General features: G+C 57.2%; 15 protein-coding genes. 9 read left to right on the top strand and 6 right to left on the bottom strand.

Going from position 1 to position 22,154, the window contains the following annotated elements; translation table 11 throughout:
* Window positions 1-548: 548 nt before the first annotated feature.
* From DQ405_RS10835 to DQ405_RS10860, 6 genes are read right to left on the bottom strand one after another with little or no spacing between them, the layout of a single operon-like run.
* Window positions 549-1,265: a M48 family metallopeptidase gene (locus DQ405_RS10835; RefSeq protein ID WP_168424235.1), complete on the bottom strand. Its 717-nt coding sequence runs from the start codon at window positions 1,263-1,265 to the stop codon at window positions 549-551.
* Window positions 1,265-4,414 (bottom strand): type I restriction endonuclease subunit R, encoded by a 3,150-nt coding sequence (locus DQ405_RS10840; RefSeq protein ID WP_168424236.1) that lies wholly within the window; start codon window positions 4,412-4,414, stop codon window positions 1,265-1,267. Before DQ405_RS10840 ends, DQ405_RS10835 begins: the two co-directional genes overlap by 1 nt.
* 19 nt (window positions 4,415-4,433) lie before the next feature.
* Complete coding sequence (locus DQ405_RS10845) at window positions 4,434-6,407, bottom strand: GmrSD restriction endonuclease domain-containing protein (protein ID WP_168424237.1); 1,974 nt, start codon at window positions 6,405-6,407, stop codon at window positions 4,434-4,436.
* Window positions 6,400-7,809, bottom strand: a complete 1,410-nt coding sequence (locus tag DQ405_RS10850) for a DUF262 domain-containing protein (protein WP_168424238.1) — start codon at window positions 7,807-7,809, stop codon at window positions 6,400-6,402. The genes DQ405_RS10845 and DQ405_RS10850 overlap by 8 nt, the downstream gene beginning before the upstream one ends.
* Window positions 7,806-9,023, bottom strand: a complete 1,218-nt coding sequence (locus DQ405_RS10855; protein ID WP_168424239.1) for a restriction endonuclease subunit S — start codon at window positions 9,021-9,023, stop codon at window positions 7,806-7,808. The genes DQ405_RS10850 and DQ405_RS10855 overlap by 4 nt, the downstream gene beginning before the upstream one ends.
* Complete coding sequence (locus DQ405_RS10860; protein ID WP_168424240.1) at window positions 9,014-11,497, bottom strand: type I restriction-modification system subunit M; 2,484 nt, start codon at window positions 11,495-11,497, stop codon at window positions 9,014-9,016. The genes DQ405_RS10855 and DQ405_RS10860 overlap by 10 nt, the downstream gene beginning before the upstream one ends.
* Before the next feature lie 254 nt (window positions 11,498-11,751).
* On the opposite strand from DQ405_RS10860, the gene DQ405_RS10865 reads away from it, so the two are divergent.
* From DQ405_RS10865 to DQ405_RS10905, 9 genes are all read left to right on the top strand, one after another.
* Window positions 11,752-12,654, top strand: coding sequence for an ADP-ribosylglycohydrolase family protein (locus DQ405_RS10865; protein WP_168424241.1), 903 nt, complete (start codon window positions 11,752-11,754; stop codon window positions 12,652-12,654).
* Window positions 12,655-12,987: 333 nt separating this feature from the next.
* A complete protein-coding gene (locus tag DQ405_RS10870) occupies window positions 12,988-13,713 on the top strand; it encodes a zeta toxin family protein (protein ID WP_168424242.1) in 726 nt (241 codons plus the stop codon).
* Complete coding sequence (locus DQ405_RS10875; protein WP_168424243.1) at window positions 13,710-13,871, top strand: hypothetical protein; 162 nt, start codon at window positions 13,710-13,712, stop codon at window positions 13,869-13,871. The genes DQ405_RS10870 and DQ405_RS10875 overlap by 4 nt, the downstream gene beginning before the upstream one ends.
* A gap of 627 nt (window positions 13,872-14,498) precedes the next feature.
* Entirely contained in the window at window positions 14,499-15,818 is a 1,320-nt protein-coding gene (locus DQ405_RS10880) for a type II toxin-antitoxin system HipA family toxin (protein ID WP_168424244.1), read from the top strand.
* Window positions 15,815-16,171: an XRE family transcriptional regulator gene (locus tag DQ405_RS10885; protein ID WP_168424245.1), complete on the top strand. Its 357-nt coding sequence runs from the start codon at window positions 15,815-15,817 to the stop codon at window positions 16,169-16,171. Before DQ405_RS10880 ends, DQ405_RS10885 begins: the two co-directional genes overlap by 4 nt.
* 345 nt (window positions 16,172-16,516) lie before the next feature.
* Window positions 16,517-18,778, top strand: coding sequence for an MHYT domain-containing protein (locus DQ405_RS10890; RefSeq protein ID WP_168424246.1), 2,262 nt, complete (start codon window positions 16,517-16,519; stop codon window positions 18,776-18,778).
* A 140-nt stretch (window positions 18,779-18,918) separates the two neighbouring features.
* On the top strand, window positions 18,919-19,440 hold the full coding sequence (rloA3, locus tag DQ405_RS10895; RefSeq protein ID WP_168424247.1) for a retropepsin-like aspartic peptidase RloA3: 522 nt from the start codon (window positions 18,919-18,921) through the stop codon (window positions 19,438-19,440).
* Window positions 19,441-19,617: 177 nt separating this feature from the next.
* Window positions 19,618-21,108, top strand: coding sequence for a vitamin K epoxide reductase family protein (locus DQ405_RS10900; protein ID WP_241729936.1), 1,491 nt, complete (start codon window positions 19,618-19,620; stop codon window positions 21,106-21,108).
* Window positions 21,109-21,142: 34 nt separating this feature from the next.
* Window positions 21,143-22,141: an SDR family oxidoreductase gene (locus DQ405_RS10905; protein ID WP_168424248.1), complete on the top strand. Its 999-nt coding sequence runs from the start codon at window positions 21,143-21,145 to the stop codon at window positions 22,139-22,141.
* Window positions 22,142-22,154: the final 13 nt, after the last annotated feature.

Genomic DNA, 22,154 nt, shown 5'->3' on the forward strand with positions numbered 1-22,154 from the left:
ACGGCTGCCGACGCAGCGGGCGAGTGAGATCGGCCAACTGCTGCCGCATCAGTGGGCGCCGGCCTGAGTCGCGCAAGGTGAGTTCGGCGTACGCTTACGCAGAATCAGGCCCGCGCTACCCTTCAAACGCTAGGCGAACTCAAGACGCCGAAACAGATCGCGTTTGTTAGACAGGCGAACATCGGTAATCAAGTACAGGTGAACAACGGAAGCGTACCCACGCGCCCGCAAAAATCCCAAAACGCGCCAACCGAACTATTGGAGGTAACTCATGGCGAACGGCTGGACACCCGAACGGCGAGCACGACAGGCGGCACTGATTCAGCAATGGCGCCCGTGGGAGCAAAGCACCGGCCCCGCAAGCGTTGAGGGCAAGACCCGCTCGTCACGCAATGGCTGGAAGGGTGGAATCCGAGCGCAGCTACGAGAGCTGCGGCAGATACTGCATAAACAGGAGCAAATACGACGCAGCCTTGAATAGCGCTAGTTAGTCAGCTGCACCCTTAATCTGCTTTTTTGGTAACGGCTGTTGATGCAAGGATAAACGCTCACTCTCTCCAAACCTCCGCCGACAGAGGCAAGTCATTCAACTCTGCGCGAGCCTCCCGCCAGGTGGGGTAATGATGGCTAAGAATGGAGACGAAGCGCTCCCCGTGGTTTGGCTCGATCAAGTGCACCATCTCGTGGGCGATAACGTACTCAACTAGGTCTTTTGGCTTCTTCACCAATTCAGTATTCAGTCGAATGTTGCCCGCCTGGTGATTACAACTTCCCCATTTGGTTTTCATCCGCTGGAGGAAGTATCGGGCAACTGTTACTCCTAGCTTGCGTTCCCATTTCTCAATTAGGGCCGGAACCACCTGACGCATTTGGCGCTTCTGCCATTCGTGCATAACCTCCGCACGCGTTTGTGCATCGCTGCCAGGGCGTACTATCAGCTTGATGCGCTTGTGGTCCTGGACTACTGAGGGCTTGGCATCATGATAAGAAACTTCCAACAAATAGCGCCGCCCCCACACATAATGGCTTTCTCGGCCCACGAACTGGCGCGGCGTCTCACGGGCTTGGTCCTCTAGCTTTCGCTGCTGGTCGCGAATCCAACCGAGCTTAGAAATAGCGTAGGCACGAGCGACCTCCAGCCGCGTACTGGTAGGTGCTGCTAACGTCACCCGCCCCTCCGGTGGGTGAACGCTTAGATGAACGTTCTTGATGTTCTTACGCGACACCGATATTGAGATGTCACCTAACTCGATGATCTCGATCATCAGTAACCCGGCTGATTCTTGATAATTTCGAAGATTGCGACAGTCGCATCCCGATCACGACTGAGGAGAGGGAACAACGCGTTCAACACTTGCTTTTCGCGAGCATCGTCGCCCCTCCAAGATGCAGGTGCGTTATGTCGTATGGCCTCATCAATCTCTAACGCTAGCCGTACTTTCTCATCTTCGTCCTGCGGACACTCGAAGCTAGTGGAAGCAATGCTGTCGAGGTTGTTGAACAGGACTATAGCTTCTGGGTGGCCGACGAGCGCCTCGGGCGAGCTTTTCGATCCGCCCTGCGCAAGTTGCTTAACAAGCGCCTCAGCTTTGCGCAGGAACTCCTCATAGGCCGCCGCATCATCACGGCTCTGCCTGATCAGATCCTCCAGCAGCTTCGACATTCCTTCGTAGAACCGTGGATCCGTAAGCTGGTCGCGAATGATAGTCTTCCGAACGTTGTTGATAATGCCTTCGGCGATTGCATCCTTGGAGAGCTTGCCTTTGGAGTTCAGCTTCTTGGCAATCGCATCATGAACGCCGGTTTGAATGATCAGTTCAACCAACGAGAAATTATCGACCGTACTCATCGAGTCAGCGTGATCGGCCTGGATGTACGTGTTGAGCAGATGCCGCATATCCGCTTCGAATGGCTTGATATCAAGCTCTTCGCCAGAGTGCTTTTTGATAGCCTCACGTAGGTCCGCATAAAACTGCACTTCTGCCTGCAACCGTTCTGCTTCTGCCGCAGAGTAACCCGCCTCAGCCAGGTTCTGCGCCAACTCGGCAAACGCTCGCACGAATGAAGCCACTGCTTTGTAGAAGGAGATCCGCAGCGCTTCAGTCTCGTCCAGGCCATTGGCATCAGCAGCCATGCCACAGAAGTACTGGATAAACTGCTCAACCTCGCGCGGCGGTACTACTGGAGCACACAGATAACTTAATGCCTCGCGGGCTGCATCCAGTTGCTTCTTGCCCTCAACCAGCCAGTTCTTTAACTCGACGTTATTGCTGTCACCGCCGCCGGTGTCGATGTCTAGCTCATCGGAGGTGTAGACCGAAATGGCATCCTGCACATCGCCGAACAGCTCTTTGAAGTCGACGATATAGCCAAAGTCCTTGTCATCACCATCGAGTCGGTTGGTGCGACAAATGGCCTGGAACAGGTTGTGGTCACGCAGCTCGTTATCCAGGTAGATGTACGAGCAACTGGGCGCGTCGAAACCCGTTAGCAGCTTGCTCACCACAATGAGCAGCTTCAGGTTGGCCGGTTCCTCGATAAAGCGCCGCTTGGTCTCTTCTTCGTAAGCCGTAGTGGTCTGGCCTTGCTTCAGCACGTACTGCGTGTAGGTATCGAACTTGTAACGCTCATCACTCTGCGCCGGCTCACGGGAGATGGCGTTATGGTTTGGCTCATACGAAGTCACAATGCCGCAGTAAGGGCCGAACGAGGTGGTTTGAAACAAGCGGAAGTAATGGCAGGCATCGTAGATGCTCGCCGCCACCAGAATGGCCGTACCCCGGTCGTTGTTTAGCCGGGGCTTAAGGCTGAAGTCCTCGATGATACTGGCGATGATGCGCTGCTTGCGCTCGCCGGCACTCATCAATGCTTCCATCGTGGCCCAGCGCTTACGCAGGATCGACTTCTGGTAGTTGTTCAACCCCTTGGTTTTCTGCTCGAACCAGGCATCGATAGCCTTTTGCGACGTCAAACGCTGCGGCACATCACGCGCCTCATACTTCAGGTCCAGCACCACCTTGTCCGCCACAGCCTCATGGAATTTGTAGGTGTGGATGTATGTGCCGAATACATCGCGTGTGGTCTGTTTGTCTTTGCGCAGCAAGGGTGTGCCGGTAAAGCCTATGAACAGGGCATTAGCCAACCACTGCTTCATTTGCCGGTTCATGTCACCACCCTGGGTACGGTGGCACTCATCCACGAACACGTAAAAGCTCCCGCGCATAGGTGGAGGCGGCACGTTCAGATCCGGGTCGAACTTGTGCAGCAACGCGCACAGCAGACGTGGAGTGGTGGCAGACAACTTCTGCACGAGATCAGCACGAGAAGTGACACGTGGCGAAGGTGAGTCATTGCCGATGACACCGGCATTGCGCATCACTCCGGAGATTTGCTTGTCCAGCTCGTCACGATCTGTGATCACGAGGATGCGCGCATCCGGGTCATGCTCCAGCAGCCATTTGGCGATCAACACCATCAGGATGCTCTTGCCGCTGCCCTGGGTGTGCCAAATCACCCCGCCCTCTTTACGCCGTACCCGCCCCTGCGCGGCCTTCACTGCCGCGTACTGATGAGGGCGCGGCACCTTTTTGATACCAGCGTCAAAAATGATGAAATTCCGAATCAGATCGAGCAGGCGCGACTTCTCGCACATCTGCGCCAGCGGGCCATCCAGCAAATAACCCGATTGCCAAACATCAGCCCCAGGCAACAAGTGATAGTGCGCGGGCATCTCACGCTGAGTATTCGCTTCACTTGGCTCAGCGCTTACCGCGGTTTTCCACTCGACAAAAAACTCGGCTCGAGTGGTGGCGGTTCCATAGCGCAGGCCCTGTGAGTCGCTACCAGCAAAAACCATCTGCACCGTACTAAAGAAGCCCAGGTTGAAGATCTCCTCCTGGTTGGTGATCAGTTGGTTGATGCCGTCGACGACGTCAACCGAGCTGCGCTTCAGCTCAATCACGCCGATAGCGATACCGTTCAGGTATATCACCAAGTCAGGTCGGCGCTCATGGCCGCCGCGCAAGGTCACTTCCTCGGCGATGGCGAAATCATTGGCGTCAGGGTTTTCCCAATCAACCAGATGCACTGTCTCGTGGGCCTGGCCAACGGCTACCTGCACCGGCACGCCGTAACGCAGCAACTGATAGGTACGCAGGTTGGCATGATAAAGCGAAATGCCGGTGGCATCCGCTGCGGCCATAATCTTTTGCAGCGCAGCCGATATTTGCGCATCTGAGTAACCGCGTTGTTTCAGGTTGGCCTGCAGCAGCTCAGTTTCAATGTTGCGGTTTTGCCCGCGCTTGCTCCACTCGCCCAGGTAGTCGTAGCCGAGGCAATCAGGCCGTGTTTTGTCCGTAAACAGGGCCACAACACGATTCTGGGTGCGGCGTTCGGAGCGAGGTTGTTGAGTCATCAGGTGCATCCTGCAGGGTTTACTCGGTCTCGTGTTTGCTGGCGAGGCTCTTCAGCAGCACGTCCATCATTTGCTGGTAATGCTCGCTTATAGCATGGGCATCCCAAGGCTCAGTTTTCATCATCAGGTGCTGCTTAACGCTGTCGATACTGTTGTTCTGATAAAACTCTTTCTTCGCCGAGGGCATGAAGTTGCTGAGGCGAGAGTTCTTGTCATGGCTGATCAGGCACAGATTCCCAAACGAGTTCAGGGGCTCAGCATCGAGCGGCGCATGGCCGGGTAATGGGTGCTGTGGGTAGTAATGCTCCACCGAGCTGCGGAAGGTGAACTCGTAGGATTTAACCGGCTCGCTCGCACCGTGCTCAAGCCACAACAGGTAATCCAGAAAGTTGAACACCAGGTTGTTTTCGATATTGCCGAAGCTCAAGCGCGGCTTCAGCGTCTCGGCCATTACGTCTTCGCGACGGGTCTGACAGACGCCCTTATTCCCGTAGATCATCGCGAAGTATTCCAAGCCCGCCACGGGAACAAGAAAGCGGTCAAAAACAAAGGCCTTGGCGACTGACTCCATCTGCTGCAAGTAGGCCTGCGCCTCGACCTGCTCAGCATGAAACAGGTAATGCAGCGCCGCATTCAGCCAGTGCTTGTAAACCAGCGTTGGCGTAGACACATGAAACGCCGACAGCAGCATCAAGATGCGACGGTTAATGCCTTCGCTGCCGTCCTCCTCACCGAAGGTATTTACATAGCTGCCGCGCCCCGCGCCACCAGCCTTGCCGCCGTCGTTCCACTTAAAGCGTTTAAGGCTCCAACCATCCGCGCCCTTGATGAACTCACGCTTGATCACATACTGGTCAAACAGGTACTTGCAGCGCAGCAGGCTGAAGGTAAAACGCTTCACCGCCGCAGCCGGGTCTGTTTTTCTCAACACATGTTCTTCAAAGGTATCCAGCAGTCGCTTGTCATCCAGAGGGATGTCCGCTTGCGTATCAGCCCTGAGCACATGCAGCAAAAAGTTGGGGAAGTTAATCACCGTATTAAAGCGCTCAGGCGCTTCTTCACCGTTGTCGGTTTTTTCCGCACTAATCGGCGGCCTGGCCACGATGTCCATGAGGGACAACTTAGCCCCCTCTTTGTAGGCCACCTCTTGCGAACGATGCAGCGCAACAGTCAGCTCATCAAAATTCGCCGGTTCCAAACGGCCCCAGGTATGCTCACCAAAAATGCTGCTACGCTGGCCGGGCGTGAAGCCCATCTGCACGTAGCGCTCCATATTCGCGCAGGCCTCCCATACGGTGTGCAGGCAGTTCTGACTTTGCTGGCAGCCCTGCAACTTCTCCATCATCCGCGCCTTGAGCACCTCGTGCTTTTCCAGCTGCTCACCACGGTTGTTCATGATTTCAAAGTAATGGTTCAGGTCCGTATCCGCCGGCACCTTCACCCGCATGATCTGCACATAGCGAAACAGGAAATCCGCAAACTGCTGCGCTGAAACCCCATTCTCTTTGAGCTTCTGCGGCAAGACCTTCTGGATCAGCCGATAGCCATTGAGGATGCCGGTATTGATCTGCTTTTCAGCCAGCACCTCGGCCGGGTCATCCTTGAAACGCCCCTCGAAGATGGCCGCAAAGGTCGCCCGCGAATGCTCGCGGCTATCGAAGTGGATACTCAGGTTTGCATACCAGTCGAGATCAACGACCTTGGTGTTCTTCAGATAGGACGTCAGCAAAGACAGCGTTGTCAGCCGCTGCTGACCATCGATGGTCTCGAATACCGGTGTTTTGCCGTCCGGTCGCTCGTACACCACCAGGCTGCCAATGTAGTAATTACGTGCGGGCTTGTCTTGCTTCGGCAGGTAGTCGATCACGTCCTGAATCAGCTGGGTAATCTCACCCTCTTCCCAGGCGTAATTGCGCTGATACATCGGGATCACGTACTCGGCATTACTACTGAGCAGTCGTTCGATGGACAGCTGGGTAATGGCCTCACTCATAGTATTTCATCGCCTTAAATAGCGCCTCGATTGCCCCAGTCTTGGTCGAACTGCTGCCGGTGAGTGATCTAAGCGGATGATTGATAAAATCAGCCGGGCGGGTGGCATCCTTGATCAGCCTGAACAGATTGTTCGCCAGCACGTAGTTGTCCATGCTGGCCAGCTGCACCACCTGCATCTGCAGGCGCAGGCTGTAGGCCCAGATAAAAATCTTCTCGATGGCCCGCGACAGCTCCGCGTGGCCGAACTTGTCGAGGTAGTAGATCAACAGGCAATCGAACATCGCACGTACATAGCAATCTCCCGTGCGGGTTCTCGCTGGGTAGCTGTTAATGGTTTCCATGATGTCTTGTGCAAAGCCATCCAGCCCTTCAGCACCGACCAGCTCGTGACCGTTCCAGGACTCAGCGCTGATCCGCGCCACCTTGCTCTGGTAATGACTGATCAGCTCGAAGAAGCGCCGACCATTAATGATGATCTGGTCCAGGTGGAAGGGAAAACCCATCTCCCGCGAGTCGATCAGGCGTTCGTATTGCCCGTTGTAGTGATCGACAAAATGATGGGCAACGCGCAGCTGCTCCACATAGGGGTAGCTGGCCACCGTATCGATATTCACACCCTTGAATAAGTCACTGTCGTCCTTGCTGAAGTAACGAGCCGATACGCCTTTCGACCAATTGCGGATGCGGTACAGGTACTGCGAAAACAGCGTGGCCAGCTCCTGGGTATCACTGTTTTCCCAGCGGGCCACCGTGGCCACCTTCAATGGCTCGTCACGCAGGCTGAACTCACGCAAGTGGTAGGCCTTGAGCAGATCATGCGGTTCCAGATCGCGGCCCCGCGCATTCTGCGAATCGAAGAACTGGAAGGCCTCGGACACATCCGTCAGCCCCACCGCCACGACCTGGCACTTGTTCAGAAAGAATTCGATATGCGCCTCGGTAAAGTCCGCACGGGAGACGATGCGGGCCACCTCAAGGTAATTGTTGTGGATGTTCTTCTGCGAGATTTCGCTGGTAAAGCTGGGGTTGACCATTACCTGTTCAAGCTTGAGCAATCGCTCCTGCAGGTCTTTGCGTTCGAGCTTCTTTTCCTTGCACCGCTGAATCAATGCACGGGCCGCCAGTAAAAGGCTGATGGTGCGCTGCTGACCATCGACGATGTTGTTTTTCTCGCCCTCCCGGTGAAACACGATGGTGCCCAGGCGGTAAGCCGACTTGTCCTTGTGGATGGCGATATCGGAGAACAGCTGGTTGATGTTCTTACCGGCCCACTTGTACGGGCGCTGGTACTGGGGAATTTCCAGCGTCGTGTCCATGAGCAAGTCATACACGCTGATGATCCTGCTGGAGAGTTCGCTGGCCTGCTGCGCTTGTTTTGCATCCATGCCCAAGTCGGTCATACCAAGCGCGTCCTTCCGGTGAGCAGTTCTTGCATCATGCCTTGCTTAAGGGCGCGGGTTTTGGCCAGTCGCTGCTCCATTGCGGCCAACTCTGCGTCCATATCGCGCAGCACGGCGGCGATGGCGGCTTGTTCGGGGAGAGGTGGAAGCGAAATTTCTGTGCCGGTAATCAGACCGGTATTGAGGTTCATCTGTGAACCGGTTTGACCATGTTTAGACCAGTCAGGCTCAATCCACTTGAGCATGTAGTAAATGAACAGTTTGTCAGCTTGAAGGTCGTCAAATACGACGAAACCGTCGTGAATACACACGTCGATCTCCGTAACAATAGGCCTACCAACGGTAGCGCAGATGCTCATGATCAGACTCCCACGGGCAACTGGCCGGCTGTGTTTAACACCGAGTTGCGAGAGCCGTTGCGTGGTTTCGCGAAGGTACATGCCCGACTTCGTCACATCTGAAATACGTACCCACCCAATATCCGAGTTTTCATCGAACCACACAGGGTTATCGATTGGGCGAGGAGACGCTCCGCGCTGAACTCGCGCGATGTCACCAAGCCGCCTCAAGTTCCACTCACCTTCAAAACCAGTGAGACGGATTTGGCCAGTGAGTAGTTGTTGCATGGCGGCCTTTTTGAGATCGCGCTTCTTGACAATAAGCCGCTCCAACGCACCCAGCAGCGCATCCACATCCCCCAATGCCGTTGCAATGACGCGTTGCTCGGGAAGCGGTGGAAGGACGACTTCCGTCTCAGAAAACTGTGTTTTGTTGACGAGTGGAACAGCCTGCTCGCCTGCCAGAGATCTGATCTTAGGGGCAGCAGCGCTCACGGCGTAGTAAAGAAAATCAGCTGAAAACTCAGGCGATGGGAAAATTGCGTTGATTTGTTGATTCGAAGACATCTCGACCGAAGCAATGCCACATTTTCCGATCGTCGAGCCAATACAGACAAACAGAATGGAGTCCTTTGGAAATCGTCGTGAAATAGCGAAGCCCTTCTGAGAGAGCCGCTTTTCTGTTTTGGTGACGTATTTCGTTTCACCCAAATCTGCGGGACTCACGAACAGAAACTCGTCTCCATAGTTCGCTGAATCCGCTGTAGGAGGTGTGTTGCCCGTCGCTATCGTGGCGAACTTTCCGAGGCACTTCACCTCCCAATCCTCCGGAATAACCCCGACCTCCGTCTGCTTGTAGCCCGGTTTCACTGCCATAACGCCCCCATCTTTTTCAGATGTTCGTCTACGCGACTAGCAAGAGTGGCAACTTCATCAGCGAGCTGCGGCAACGGGGTGGCGTAGCGCTCACTCAGTTGACGAATACGCCCGGTCAGGGTTTGCGACACACGATCCAGCTCACCTTGTACGGCGACGGCCAGAGTAGCCAACCACTTATCGTCCACCACCAGGGTTTTGATCTCGGCCTCGCTGAGCTGCGGGTATTTGCCGTGGATCTGGTTGTCGAGCTCTTCCTCGGCCTTTTTCAGTTTGGCTTTGAGGGTGCTTTGCTGATCGAGCAGGCTGGCATATTCGGCCAGCACTTTGAGTTCATCCTCATAGTCCGGGTCTCTGCCAATCTCACGCTGGCGGGCCTTGATGGCTTTGGCGGTAACCTTCTGCTTATCGCCCTCGCCTTCGATCACTTCGCTCAGCGAGCCATCCTCACCGCTATGCTCTTCGAGCAGTTCGCTCAGGCTTTGCTCGATGCTGGCCAGCTCAGTTTCCAGCCCGTCAATGGCGCTGCGCTCAGTGCTGAAATAGCGGGCAACCAGTAGCTCGACCGGAATCAGGTCAGACTTAAAGCGGCGCTTGCCCTGGCTGTAGTCGTGCTTTTCCGCCCAGACTAGCTTGTTGTTCTTATCCTTCACCTTTTGAATCTCACGCACCGTCGCGCCAGCCTTCCAGCCGTCGGCGCTGATCAGGTAGCAGTCGTCCTGCATGGTCTCGGCCCAGTAGTCCATCAGGTGCTGGTAGATGTCGTAATGATCAAGCAAGGGGGCTTTGGCAAAGGCGCTGAGCAGTTCCTCGGAGAGTTTGAAGATCAACTCCTTGGGATGGCTGCTCGCAGCATCCGCAGCAAAACCTTTTAGCTGCGGCGTGCTGCTGGCCAACCACTGGTTGAACAGCGTATCCACACCCGCCTTAAAGGCTGTGAACTGCGGGTGGCCGAAGATTGCTGGCTTCACCTCGCGGCTGACCAGTTCAAAGTAGCCGGAGTGGCTCGCCGGTTTGAACAGGGCCGCACGCAGGTCAGGTATCACCTTCCAGTAGCTATCAAAGGCGTCGATATCCCGCTCTGGGATGCCGCCGCGCATGTGGCCGTCGATATCCTGAATATCCTCCGGCTCGGCGCTATCGATATAGCGCGGCAGGTTTAGGTTGAAGTCGTTCTTCGGATCGCTGATCTCGTCAAAAGAGACCATACGAGCGTAGCGTGGAACTTCGACCATTCGCTTGAAGGTATCAACGATCCTGTGTACGTCTTGGTCACGCAGGCGATTCTTCGGGCCGTCCTTCAAGAATCCTTTGGATGCATCGATCATGAATATGCCTTTGCGAGCGCTGGCATTTTCCTTATCGAGCACGAGAATGCAGGCGGGAATTCCTGTCCCGAAAAACAGGTTAGCCGGCAGTCCGATGATCGCTTTGAGGTAGCCCGAGCGCACCAGCTTTTCACGTATAGCCGCCTCAGCATTGCCGCGAAACAATACGCCGTGAGGCAGGATGCAGGCCCCTTTGCCTGTGCTTTTAAGCGAACGGATGATATGCAGCAAAAACGCGTAATCACCTTGTTTGGCTGGTGGGGCGCCCCAGGCAAAGCGCTGATAGGGATCATTAGCTGGCGATAGGCCGACGCTCCAGGTTTTAACCGAGAATGGCGGATTCGCCACCACGTAGTCGTATGTACGCAGCTGCTCGTCATCCTTGAACTTGGGATTGGACAACGTGTTGCCCTGCAGAATGTTGGCGGTCGGAAAGTCGTGCAGGATCATGTTCATGCGGGCGAGACCGGCTGTAGTCACGTCCATCTCCTGCCCTTCAAGAGTGATGTGCTTACCGGCCTGGTCGGCCACTTTCAGCAAAAGCGATCCCGAGCCGCAGGTAGGGTCATAAACCGTGGTGGACGCTAAGGCATTGGCCGGGCTGATGCCTATGACCTGCGCGATGATCCGGCTGACCTCGGATGGCGTGTAGAACTGACCCTTACTCTTACCACTCTGCGTAGCGAAGTGGCGCATGAGGTATTCGTAGGCGTCACCGAGTATGTCGTCGTTGTCAGCGCGGTTCTTTGAGAAATCCAGTTCTGGCTTCTCAAAGATCGCCACAAGGTTGGTCAGCCTTTCCACCATATCCTTCCCCTCACCCAACTTGTTGGGGTCGTTGAAGTCAGGAAAGTCGCTGCGAGCAAGCCGAGCGTTAGCGTCGATCAAAGGCTGGATGATCTGTGTATTGATCTTCTCGCCAATGTTGGGCTTACCTTTGAGGACGACCATATCCTTGAAGCTGGCACCAAAAGGAATGGTCACAGGCGGAGCGAAGTCATTCGAGTTGCCGTACTTGTCGGAAATGTACTTGATGAACAGCATGAACAGGACGTAGTCCTTGTACTGGCTGGCATCCATCCCCCCGCGCAGCTCGTCACACGAGGCCCAGAGGGAGGAATATAGGTCGGATTTCTTGATAGCCACGAACAACCCCATACATAACGCGAAGAAGTGAGTACGCAGGCGCTGCCTTTCGCTCTGCCATTATGGAGAGTGCCCGAGCGCCTGCATGGATGAGTGATTGCAGCATCTCGCAAACATCAGCTTGCTTCACCTGCCGCTTAACCCGCGAACATTATCCACTTCGGCCTCATTGAGCCAGCATGTCAGAGGCTCCCGAGCGCTTTGGCAAACAATGCAAGTGGCGGCAGAAGCACAACCCTAGGAGAACGCTGCATATGGATCTACACATCGACCGTTTTGAGGGTTGCCTGCTAGGACTCGCCTGCGGTGACGCGGTGGGCGCCACAGTGGAATTCATGCCACGGGGAAGATTTGAACCTGTCACCGGAATGACCGGGGGTGGGAAATTTCGGCTTAACAAAGGGGAGTGGACAGACGACACGGCTATGGCGCTGTGCCTAGCTGACAGCCTGATCGAATGCGATGGCTTCGATGCGCTTGACCAAATGCAACGCTATTGGCGCTGGGCTAATGAAGGCCACAACTCGTGCCGCTCTCACGCTTTCGGTATCGGCAAGACAATTGCCGCCGCCCTTGTTCGGTTTCAAAAAAAAGGCGAACCCCACAGCGGCGCGACCGACTCGGCGTCCTCAGGCAATGGATCCCTAATGCGCCTAGCTCCTATCCCGATGTATTTCGCCCGCCGGCCCAATGACGCTATTGATTTCGCAGCGCTGAGCTCAAGCACTACGCATGCCTCCGCAGAGTGCTTGGCGTGCTGCCGGTACTTCGCCCTAGTATTACTCAGGGCGCTCGCTGGTGAGCAGGACAAGACAAGCCTATTCCCAGACGAAGTTGAGTTCGAGATGCCCGACTCCACGACGCGGATTATAGACCAGCGATTCAAAAACCTAACTGCAGACGAAATTGTTGGATCCGGCTATGTGGTGGAAAGTCTGGAAGCTGCCCTGTGGTCCTTCTGGCACACCGACTCATTCGAAGCTGCGATCCTGGCCGCAGCCAACCTAGGCGATGACGCAGACACTACCGCAGCGATCTGTGGACAACTGGCGGGCGCCTATTACGGTATTAACGGAATTCCTGAAGACTGGACCGGCAGCCTGTACCGCCAACAAGACATCCGCAAAATAGCGAGGCAGCTAGCAGGCCAAGCATAAGAGCGGTTAGTACAGGTTGGTGCGCAACTATAAACGTCGATTTCCGTGCGTACCAGCTTGCGTACCGTGCATTTGCGCACCAGCGGCGGGTTAGCTTTCCGTACCCTTCGCGCTAGTAACTCCAGTGTATCCAAAGGGCGTATCCAAGCTGGTATCCGCTCAAACCAGCTAATTGGTGCTGACAGTCGCACTGTTCTCACGCCCGTCTTAAGCTGCACGGTGAGGATTGCAGCGGTATTGTTGACGGATGTCCGACAGAAGAATATTGGCCCATGATAGACGTCGCAGTCCGGCGGTCCTTCAACCAACCAACTCATGGAGCTTCTGAGACGTATGACTCCAGCTGAGACCTCTCTCTATGAAGCTGCTCTACGCTTCGCCAAAGCCAACAAAAAGCCTATCGGCCGCGAGCTTGCCTGTAAAAAACGTTACCCAGCAGAATCGGAGCCAGTATCTGTTTTCATGGCTGGATCGCCTGGCGCAGGCAAAACCGAAGCCTCAATTGAGCTTTTAAACCTTTTTAGCGATACGCCAATCCTTAGGATCGACGCGGATGAGCTTCGGGCGCGATTTGACGGTTACGACGGAACCAACGCATGGCTTTTTCAATACCCCGCTTCGATCCTAGTGGAGAAAATCGTCGACATGGCGCTCGAGAACCGTCAGTCGTTTTTGCTTGATGGGACATTGTCGAACCTCGACAAGGCGATCTCGAATGTGGACAGATCCCTAGGCAGAGGCAGGTTCGTTCAAATTTTGTATGTCTATCAAGATCCTATGCTCGCCTGGCAGTTCGTAGAAGCCAGAGAAGCCGCGGAAGGCCGGCGGATCCTCCCTGAGCATTTCATCGACCAATACTTCGCGGCACGTGACGTGGTGAACGCTCTTAAGCTAAAGTTCGGAAAAGACGTCCACATCGATCTATTGTTGAAGCACATCGACAATTCGAACCGACTCTATAAGGCCGGTGTCGATAAGATCGACTACCATATCCCAGAGAGGCACACCAAGGCCTCACTTACCGCCGCGCTGGGACTTTCAACTGGAGCTCTCCCATGATTGGTTTTCTACAGACGTCCCGTAAGGAGACGAAAAGCGCGTTTGCAGACTTCATCCGCAACGCCAAGTCTGACGAGAAAAAGCGTGTTTACAATACGGTGATTGCTCAGGCGACGAAGCGACAACAGGACGTCCTAGAAACGGTGCGATCACGCTGAAGCAGCTCGCTAGCTAGTAAAGGCCCGCCCAGTGCGGGCTTTTTCATATTTGCTAGCTGCCTTTGGGTCGGGCATCCATTTAACAAGCCATGTTAGTCCTGCCTTCGCTTTCTAAAAAGCTTTGGAGCCCTGCATCGCCTGACGCACGATCAACAAACCGAGCCCGTTAACCACACGCAGCGCGAAACTGGGGGAACAAGTGGGGGACTAGGCGATTTCTAAGCTACGACCCCCTTACTTATCAATCACTTAATATCTTTAAATGCCGGCCACAAGCCGGCTTTTTTATGCCCACGTGAAGCTCCGAATGTTACTGCCCAGCATCATGCGGGCTGGCCTATTCTGGAAATTCACATCCTTCCGCCGGCTTTTACCCTGACCACACCCCGAGGTGTGGATCAGGAGGTGGGGCAGGGTTTGGAGGGAGGCATGGCTCCGATCTGCTGAAGAAGCGCCGGGCATGAGCGCTACGAAGCGCGAACGCCCGTTTGATTGAGTACATCCGGCCCGCCACCAACCGGAACTAAAATTCTTGTTAACCGCTAAAAATCAAAGAAATTAGAAATATATTGCTTGAAACGAGTCACTTGACTAGCATTTCAGGAATTATGTTTCTGGTTATCATCAATGCCTGAGCAACTGACGATCCAGACTTTCGTTAACGGCCACTGGCACGATGCCTTGCAGCTGACTGTGGATGATCCTGTAGACGTCAGGAATGGCATCTGCTCGACCGCCTATATGACGAACTACCTGATCCATTTCCTGGATTGTATCGATTCGCCCCTCGCTCCTGCGGTCAGCGCCAATATGCCCATTAATTGGACGGGAACCCGCACTCAGGGCTTTCCCGCATTCATCTACGACATCATCTCTGCTGGCGCTGCGCGAAAGTCGCTGGAAAAGCGATTTGCAGGTGAAAAGCCTAGCGACATGGACCTGGATCTCTTTCTGCTGAAGCGTTGTACGCCGGCGCCCATTGGCCATATGCGCGTTAAAGAGTCCTTCGAGCTGACCGACACCAACCGGACTATCGCCTTCCCGCGCCGGGAAATCATCGAGCGAACAAACGACTTCCTCGAGTACGCCTATGAACTCGGCGCAGCCATCGGCGGCGCAACGGGTGCTCAAGGGGAAGCCCCCAAGCTGCTGATGACTGAAGATCTTCATGGCGGTTTCCATGCCGATGCCGTCCTGCCCGACCACCAGGTGCGCCGGCACTGGCTCGTGAAGTTCGCTCGAAACAAGGCAACCGAGCGAGACAAGAACATCCTGCGAGCCGAGTATCACTACTACCGTGCGATTGCCGCGCTAGGGCTGGACACAGTTCCAACAGAGGGGCTGGCGCTTGAGGAAGCGCAAAAGCCAAGCCTCTGGATGCCACGCTTCGACCGCCGAATGTTGCCGGACGGACACGTCGAGCGCATCCCGATGGAGTCGATCTACTCAATCTGCGGCAATACGCAACCCGGATCGAGCATGCGCCACGAGGAGGTTGCGCATCGACTGATCGAGCTTTGGCTTGCCAACGACCAGGCCGACGAGATTGCAGGGCTGGTGTTCGAATACATACGTCGCGACCTGCTCAACCGCATCGTGGGCAACTCCGACAACCATGGCCGCAACATTTCGATTTTCCGACATGAAGGACGTTTCCGGCTCGCCCCGATCTATGACCTTGCCCCTATGGTCCTCGACCCCAAGGGCGTCACGCGCGTCACAAAATGGGAGAACGAGCGACTTGGCGCGCCGCACTGGGCCGCGGTGTGCGGACTGTTTCGGGAGCACGTCGACCCCGCCCACCTGCTCACCCGGCTACGGGCGGCAGCCGAGGAATTCAGAGCCCTTCCCGGGCTTTTGAAAGACATGCCGGAAGAAATACGGCTCGCGCAGTCGATCCCTCTCAACAACCTGGATGCTCGCCTGAAGGAGTGGGGCTTGCTATGAAAAACCTCATGCCCATGGATCGCCAGCAACTCATCGAAGACATCCGGTTCAAGAGCGCATCGGGTGAAGAAAGCCTCGGAGAATCCATTCGCCGTCTGCGCCTTGAGATCACCGAGCTAGACCAGGACTCGTTCGCCAGGATGTGCAAACTGACGACGAAGACCCTGTCCACGCTTGAGAACGACAGAGGCAACCCAACGATCAACACACTCAACGGCATTCTCAAACCATTTGGTTTAGCGATGACGCTCGGCTCGTTGCGCCATCAATCCACCAGGCCGATCCGTGCGAATGAGGAAAAGCCAGTGCGTAAACGGGGAGCCAGCCCGAAACGCCAGAAGGCGGCGCTATAGACGTCGTCTTTTCAGGCTTTGGCTGAATAAACACCCCATCTTCCAGGCCAGAGGGTTAACCATCGCTATCGGGCGTCGCAGGTTTCGCACCAAGTGCTTTGCGCCTATCCGTTTAAAAGTCGCAAGGTCTCTGAACATCAGCGCGTCGAGGCCGGTCTCGGGCCGTTTTTTTGGCCAAGAGGTGACGTTTACTGAAGCGCGCACGCGGCTTGGCGCCGGCCTGGGTTGAATGGCTGTTCCGTAAACCGGCAGTCAATGCGCAGGCGAGCGGTGTAACTGGCAGGACTTGCAGGTGTCTGCCCTAATAGATAGAGCGATAGTCCGAATATCTGAACGGATCCGACGATGCCTACCACCTACAACACCGCACTGGTGAGCCTGTCTATCCTGATCGCCATTGCTGGCTCCTTTACGGCCCTCGATCTGGCCAGCCGTTCGCGCGCATCGGTGGGCTGGATGCGACACGTCTGGCTTTGCGCGGCAGCGGTATGCATGGGCGGCAGCATCTGGTCGATGCATTTCGTCGGCATGCTCGCGTTCGGCATGCCCGGCATGGAGATCCAATACGATCTGAGTCTTACCCTCTGGTCGCTGGCCGTGCCGATTGCGGTGACGGCGATCAGTTTTTTTGCGGTTGGCATTCGCGGCCTGGGCCGCAAGACGCTCGGTATTGGCGGTTTGTTCATGGGCCTGGGGATTGGCGCGATGCATTACATGGGCATGGCCGCCATGACGATGCATGCCGAACTGTCCTATGACCCGCCGTGGGTAGTCATCTCCATTCTTATTGCCATCGGGGCGGCAACCGTGGCGCTCTGGCTATCCGCCCGGGGCCGGCGATTATCGCTGCAGGCCATCTCTGCCGTCGCGATGGGGTTTGCCGTAGCCGGCATGCACTACACCGCCATGGCGGGTGCGCGTTTCACCCCGCTGGACGATGCGATGCCCGCACCGCCCGGCAGCGGTCTGGACCTGCTGACGTTGGCGTTATCGGTCGCTGGCTCGACCTTCATCGTGTTGTTCTTCGGCCTTGCTGCCTCGATGCACGACCGGCGCATGGCGATCCTCGGCGAGCGGGAAGCGGCAGCATTGCGCCAGAGCGAAGAGCGGTTCCGCGAGCTCTATAGCAAGACGCCGCTGCCTCTGCATTCGTTGGACGAAGAAGGCCGGCTGGAATCGGTCAGCGATGCCTGGCTCGTGCTGATGGGCTATCGCCGGGAGGACGTGCTTGGTCGGCCGCTGATCAACTTTATGACCGAACGCTCCGCGCGCCAGATGCTCGGCAAGGATTGGCCGGTGTTGCTCGAAACCGGAGAATGCCTCAACGCCGAATACCGATTGGTAGCCAGGGCTGGCGCATTCATCGATGTGCTGGCCTCCACCCGTCTCGAGCAGACCGCGCGCGGTGCGCTCATCATCGGTGGCCTGGTGAACATCACCGAGCGCCGGAACGCCGAAGCCGCGCTCCGCCAGGCGCAGAAGATGGAGGCGATCGGCAAGCTGACCGGCGGCATCGCTCATGACTTCAACAACCTGCTGGCGGTGGTCGGTGGAAATCTCGAGCTGCTGCGCAAGCGACTGCCGAACGACACGGCCCGTGTCGGGAACCTGATCGAGAACGCGCTGCAGGCGACGCAACGCGGCTCAGGTCTGGTCCAACGCATGCTGGCTTTTGCCCGCAAACAGGAGCTGAAACCGAGCTCCGTCGTGCTACAGAACGTGGTGCTGAACATGCGGGCACTGCTGCAACGTTCGGTGGAGATCAACATCAACATCGAAACGAGATTCCCTCTTAGCCTGCCGCCTGCGTACGTCGACGCGAATCAGCTCGAAATGGTGCTGATCAATCTGGTGGTCAACGCACGAGACGCGATGCCGGCGGGTGGCACGATCTGCATAGAAGGCCAGCTGCGCTCATCAGCGCATCAGCCGACGCAGGAGTATGTCGCCCTGATCGTACGCGACGACGGCATAGGCATGAGTCCGGAGACACTCGCGCGCGCAACCGAACCCTTCTTTACTACCAAGGGACCGGGCAAGGGCACCGGCCTTGGCCTTTCGATGGCGCATGGTCTGGCCGAACAGTCAGGAGGGCGACTGGCGATCGAGAGCGCCCCGGACAAGGGAACGACCGTTGAGCTGTGGCTACCGCTGGGCATCGCCGCGCCGGCGACAGCGCCGGAACCGGAGATCGCGAACGAGCCCATCATGGCACCCGTACCCGCTCTGTCGATTCTCGTGGTGGACGATGATCCACTGGTGCTGGCCAATACGGCCGAGCTTCTCAAGGACCTGGGCCATCGGGTCACCCCTGCCGACGGTGGCGAGGCAACGCTCGGCCTCCTCCGTCAGGGGGCTTTCGATATCCTGATCACCGATCAGATGATGCCAGGCATGACCGGAACCCAGCTGGCGAAGATCGTCAACGCTGAAAAACCTGATCTGCCGGTTCTGTTGGTCAGCGGTTATGCGGAACTCACCGAGGAAGCTCGCCCGCTGCACACACTGGCCAAACCGTTTACGCAGCATTCGCTAAGCGTAGCCATCAGCGACACGCTTGGCCGTCCGGGATCGGGGGTTGTGGTGCCGCTGCTCGGCCGGCGCTAGGCATCCATTCAGACCCACGCCTGGGCGTCGCATCGGCAATGAATCGCCGCCTCGCACCGCTGCCGAGCGCCGCCTTTTGCTGAACGTATTCAGCCCCGGCGACTCTATGGTTGCCGTAGCACTCCTGATTCGAGGTGAAAATGTTTCGTTCGACAAGCCCCAGCCTGCCCAAGGTTTTTGGACTGGCGACGCTGTTAGCCGTCTGCAGCGCACCAGCTTTGGCCGATTCGCCTAAGGTGTTCGGCTGGGTCGAGGAAGGGCTGATCTTCCCAGAGAAAGTCGCGGTGAAGTTCAAGCTCGATACCGGTGCGCTGACCTCTTCGATGCACGCCGAGGACATCGATCTATTCGAGAAGGATGGCGACGACTGGGTGCGTTTCACGCTAGAGCTGGAAGACATCGATACCGAAGAGAAGGTCGAAAAGCGTCTGGAACGCGAGCTGGTGCGGGATATCAAGGTGCGCGGTGCAGGCGGCGCCGAAGAGCGCCCTGTGGTGCTGATGAAGGTTTGCCTGGGCAACAATATCTACGAAGAACAATTCTCGCTCAATGATCGCGACAAGATGAACTATCCGGTACTCATTGGCCGCCGTACGTTGGAGAATCTCGGCTTGGTGGACTCGTCCAAGACCTTTACCGTCGAACCGGATTGCTCTGAATAGCAGCTCCCCCTCATGCCAGCCCTCCTGCAGATCAGGAACGCCGGCGACTGCGGCTGGTATCGTTTTCGGTGTTCCGGTCCCCGCTATTTTCTGCAACTCACCCCGCCTCCCCCGGTCAACTGACCAGCAGCCTGGTTTGTTGTCGGAGGCACATGCCCGTCCCGGCCTGAACGCGACATGCAACCATTACTTCGAGCGGGGGAGTTCATGGAGCATCAAGCGGAATACTTGCGGCAGTCGGCCATGCATTCGGACATGGGCATGGACGAGCACATGAAGATGATGGAACGCCGTCATCTCGCCACGCTGTGGTGCCATTTCGCTAACGCCCTGCTTGGCTTTTGGCTGCTCAGCGCGCCCTTCATCTTTGGCTACGCGAACATTTCCAGCACCGATCTGGATCTCGCCCGCCTGGCCTCGGAGCGCGATCTACCGGAAGTCGCCACTCGCGCGCTGCTGATGACCTGGAATGACATCATCAGCGGTGCCCTGATCGTGCTGCTCTCGGTCCTTTCGCTAAAACGGATCAGCTGGGCACTGTGGGCCAATACGGGCATGGGGCTCTGGCTGATGTTCGCCCCGCTGCTGTTCTGGACGCCGTCACCAGCCAGCTATGGTAATGCCCTACTGGTCGGCGGGCTGGTGATTGCCTTTTCCACACTGGTACCGATGATGCCCGGCATGAGCATGTCCGGGATGATGCAGAAGGCCGCAGTTCCACCGGGCTGGGATTACAACCCCTCGACCTGGCTGCAGCGCCTACCCATCGCGATTCTCGCGCTGCTCGGCATCTTGCTGGCGCGTTATCTGGCCGCCTACCAGCTCGGTCATACCTCGAATGCCTGGGACCCCTTCTTCGGCACCCAGCCCAACGGCACGGAAACCATCATCACCTCCGACATGTCGCGCGCCTGGCCGGTGTCCGACGCCGGGGTCGGCGTCATGGCCTATATGATCGAGTTGCTGATGGCGGTGATGGGCGATGCGCGCCGCTGGCGGACGATGCCCTGGATGGTCGCCGCGTTCGGCGTGGTCGTGGTGCCGCTGGGTGCGGTGAGCATCTTCTTCATTATCGCCCAGCCGATCTTCATCGACACCTGGTGCACCCTGTGTCTGATCCAGGCGCTGGCCATGCTGGTGATGATGCCCTACGCGCTGGATGAACTGGTCGCGATGGGACAGTTCCTCAAAGACGCGCGCCGCCGCGGCAAACCGTTCTGGAAGACTTTCCTGCAGGGCGATGCCATGGAAGGCGCACGTCAAGACAACACGCCCGAGTTCGACGGAGCCCTGTCGACCATGACCCTGAAGGGCCTTCGTGGGGTCAATTTGCCATGGAGCCTGGGACTGCTCTGCGTCCTTGGCGTCTGGCTGATGTTCACCCGCCTGATCTTCGGCACCGACGGTGCGATGGCCAACAGCGATCACCTGATGGGCTCGCTGCTGCTCACCGTCTCGGTCCTGGCGTGTGCCGAGGTGGCGCGGCCGCTGCGCTTTCTCAACCTGCCGATCGGTGCCTGGTTGCTGGCGTCACCCGCCTTTCTCGACGGTGCAGGGTTCGCCGCGACCGTGGGTGGCCTGATTGCCGGCGCGCTGGTGATCGGCTTGAGTCTGCCGCGCGGCCCCATCCATCATCGCTATGCCAGCTGGAACGCGCGGCTGCGATAGTCGTCATCGCCTCTACCAGAAAAGGAGTCCGCACATGACCGACCGCGAACTGACCGCCGTAATCTGTGGCGGGACCGCAGGCGTAGGCCGCGCGACGGCTCACGCGTTCGCCCAAGCCGGTTATCGCGTCGCCGTGATTGCCCGTGGTGAGCAGGGCTTGGCAGACACTCGCAACGAGCTGGAAGCGACCGGCACGAAAGTCCTGGCGATCGCCGCGGATGTGGCCGATGCCGATGCCATCGATCAGGCGGCCGATCGGATCGAAGCGGAGCTGGGGCCTATCGAGATCTGGGTCAACGCGGCGATGGCGACGGTATTCGGCCCGGTGAACAAGATCAGCGCGGCGGAATTCAAACGGGTGACCGAAGTGACCTATCTGGGCTTCGTTCACGGTACGCTGGCGGCGCTGCGGCATATGGAAGCGCGCAACCGCGGCACCATCGTCCAGGTGGGCTCAGCGCTGTCCTATCGGGCGATACCGCTGCAATCGGCCTACTGCGCCGCCAAGTTCGCCATCCGCGGGTTCACCGATTCGCTGCGCTGCGAACTTATTCATACCAACAGCCGAGTACGCTTGACCATGGTCCAGCTGCCGGCGCACAACACGCCGCAGTTCGACTGGTCGCGCAACAAGATGCAGAAACGTCCGCAGCCGGTCCCGCCGATCCATACGCCGGAGGTGGCTGCGCGCGCGATTGTCCGCGCGGCAACCGATGCGCCGCGCGAACTGTGGCTCGGACGCGCTTCTTTCCAGGCGATTATCGGCAACATGTTCATGCCCGGCCTGCTCGATCGGATGATGGCCAAGCAGGCCTGGAGCGGACAGATGACCGATTCGCCGGCCGCTGATGAACAGCCTGACAACCTGTTCCATCCCGTAGAGGGCCTGCACCGTCTCGAAGGGCGCTTTGGCGCGCAGGCGAAAGATAAAGCGCTGGGGCTGAGCGCCGAGACGGTAGGCAAACTGGCCGCGGGTGGCCTGGTGGTTATCGGAGTACTGGTCATCGCACTGGTCGCGGCCATAGCCAGCTGATCAGCGCCAGCGG

The sequence above is a fragment of the Pseudomonas sp. SST3 genome (genome assembly GCF_003325755.1).